The 2,934-nt window shown below is 64.1% G+C and carries 2 protein-coding genes; one reads left to right on the forward strand and one right to left on the reverse strand.

The window, feature by feature from the left end; translation table 11 throughout:
* A partial coding sequence (locus VEK15_08110; GenBank protein HXV60642.1) for a glycoside hydrolase occupies window positions 1-1,960 on the reverse strand: 1,960 nt, incomplete at its 3' end.
* Window positions 1,961-2,454: 494 nt separating this feature from the next.
* On the opposite strand from VEK15_08110, the gene VEK15_08115 reads away from it, so the two are divergent.
* The coding region (locus VEK15_08115) for a DnaJ domain-containing protein (GenBank protein ID HXV60643.1) at window positions 2,455-2,934 on the forward strand (480 nt) is incomplete at its 3' end.

Raw genomic sequence — 2,934 nt, forward strand, 5'->3', positions numbered from 1 at the left:
GCATGTTCATGCGCAGAGATTGCCACTGCTCGCCGTCGTCGACCGAGAAGTAGACCTCGCGCTCCGTTCCCGCGAAGAGCAAACCCGCCTGGTGCGGATCCTCGCGGACCACGTTCACCGGGTCACGAAGCCCGGCGACGACACGCGTCCATGTTGCCCCTCCGTCATGTGTGCGATAGACATGGGAGCGCATGTCGTCCCGGCGGATGGCGTTGACTGCCACGTACGCCGTATCCCGGTCGAAATGCCCCGCGTCGATTTGAGACACCTTGTCCCAGGCGCGGAGCTCTCGAGGCGTGACGTCCTTCCAGCTCTTTCCGCCATCATGGGTCACGTGCACCAGCCCGTCGTCGGTGCCGGCCCAGATGATGTTCACGTCGAGAGGTGATGGCGCGACCGCGTAGATGACGCCGCGACGCGGCATCGTATCGAGCTCCGGAGTGCGGAAATCACCAACGCTCTCCGGAACCTCGGGCCGCTCTCGCGAGAGATCGGGACTCACGATCTTCCACTCCTGGCCCCCGCTCGTCGTCTCCCAGAGCACGTTCGTCGCGAAGAGCAGCTTGAATGGGTCCGCGGGGTGGAAGAGGAGTGGCATCGTGCGCAGGATGCGGTAGTTTCCCGAGCGGAGCGCTTCCGGGGCCACGTTCTGCGTTTGTCCCGTGCGTTTGTCGAATCGGACGACCCGTCCGCCATAAACGATATCCGGATCTCGGGGGTCGGGTGCGATGTAGGCGTACTCGTCGGCGCCCACCCCCATCCAGTCACGAAACGAGAGCTGCCCGCCGTTTCCCCGGCTGGCGATGCCGATGGCGCCGCTCTCCTGCTGGCCTCCGTAAACCCAATATGGGAACTGATTGTCGGTCGTGACGTGATACAGCTGGGCGGTGGGTTGGTTGTACCAGGAGCTCCAGGTGCGGCCGCCGTTGACGGTGACGACGGCCCCTTGATCGGCGGTAAACAACATGATGTCGGGCTGCTCGGGATTGATCCAGATGCGCTGGTAATCGTCTCCTCCAGGGGCACCCTTTATGGAGGTCCAGGTTCGCCCGCCGTCCTCGGATCGATAGGCCGCGATCGTGCCGACGAAAACCAGGTCGGGGTGATCGGGGTGGACGCGGACATCACCGCCGAGGCGCGGATCCTTCGACATCTGCGTCCAGGTTTCGCCGCCATCGTCGGAACGATAGAGGCCCCCGCCCCCGCGAGCGCTCACCGTCAAGTACACACGCGCGGGGCTGCTGGGAGAAACACCGACGAAAAGCGGTCCCCAATCGTCTTTGGGCAGGCCGCCCTCGAGCCGCCGCCAGGTCGAGCCGCCGTCTACCGACTTGTAAAGACCCGTTCCCAGACCGGAGAAGCTTCCGTTCTCCCACGGTCCCATGCGATGCTCGTAGAGCGCCGCATAGATGGTGCGGGGCTCGGTCGGATCGATCTCGACCGCGCTCGCTCCGGTGTTGGGGTCGACGTACAGGACCTTCTCCCAGGTACCGCCTCCGTCCGTGGTCCGGAACACCCCCCGCTCCTCGTTCGGCCCATAAGGATGTCCGAGCCCGGCGACGAAAACGATATCGGGATTCGTGGGATGAACGACGATTCGGCCGACTTGCTGAACGTCTCCGAGCCCGACGTGATCCCACGTGCTGCCCCCGTCGATCGACTTGAAGATGCCATCGCCGACACTCAGGTCGGGACGATGGAGACCCTCTCCGGTTCCGACGTAGATGACGTCCGGGTGGGACGGGGAGACGGCGAGATCTCCCACGGATCCCGTCGGGGCGCTGTCGAAGATCGGCGTCCACGTGCGTCCGTAGTCGTCCGTCTTCCACACGCCCCCGTTGTTCACTCCGGCGTAGAAGACGCTTGGCCGACTCGGAACTCCGGTGCCTCCCACCGTCCGGCTGGCACGGAATGGACCGATCAGTCGGTAGCGGAGCTCTTGATATGCGGAGGGATCCAAGGGCCGAGCGGTGGCTACCGCGGAAATCGCGACCAAGAATCCACCTAAGGAGAGCGGAGCAAGTAAGTTCATGGACTATCTCCGACCGAGACGGAAGATAGCACATCGGACACGCGCGGCCCGTTCGATTGAAAGCTCACCGATTCGTGGGCGGAGGCTCCCAGAGCTCGATGCGGTTCCTCTCTGGATCCACGATCCAAGAGGTCGACAAGCCGTGGTACGCTAGTTGGTGAGCGCAGGCCGCGTTCTCGACCTCCCCCGACCGTTCTGATTCCCCCGACAACCGGCGAAGACCCTCAGTCGCCGAAAACGAATCGGCTGCTCTCGCGATCACGAGGACTGAACATGCGTTTGGGAGATGACGCTGTCGGAGCTCGAGGAAGCACGGCGCCGATTGGATGCTGGCGAAACCGGTCTCGAAGGCCGGCGCCCCACTCGAAGACAGGCCAGAGGTTTCTAGGCGCTCTCGGGGCGTCCGGCGGAGGGGGCTCGAATTGAATGACCCGCTTCTGAGAGCCTACGCGATTCTCGAGCTGACTCCGGGTGCGTCCCTCCAGCAAGTGCGAAAGCAGTACCGCAGCCTCGCCAAACGGTGGCACCCCGATCGCTATTTCGGTGACCCGGTCGGCCAGAGAGAGGCGGCGGCCCGAATGCAACAGCTCAACGTCGCCTATCGTAGGCTTGTGGCGGCGCTGTCCGAAGCCGAGGGCTTGCCGGCTGGCATGGCCGAATCCGGAAGCCATCCGGAGGTCAACGAGGGCGAGCGGCCATTCGCAACCTCGGCTTCCATGCGCCCCGGCTCGCGACTCAGCCGAGATCAGATAGAGGAAATCGTCGCAGCGATCCGCGGCGAGTCATCCTGGCGAGTCGACTGGACGAACCGGTGGAACTGGATCGCCGCTGGCATCGCCATCGCGTCGACGCCCCTGTATTGGTCAGCGGGTCTTTTGTGGATGCCGATCCTCTTGCTGCTC

Source organism: Vicinamibacteria bacterium (assembly GCA_035620555.1).
GTDB lineage: Bacteria > Acidobacteriota > Vicinamibacteria > Marinacidobacterales > SMYC01 > DASPGQ01.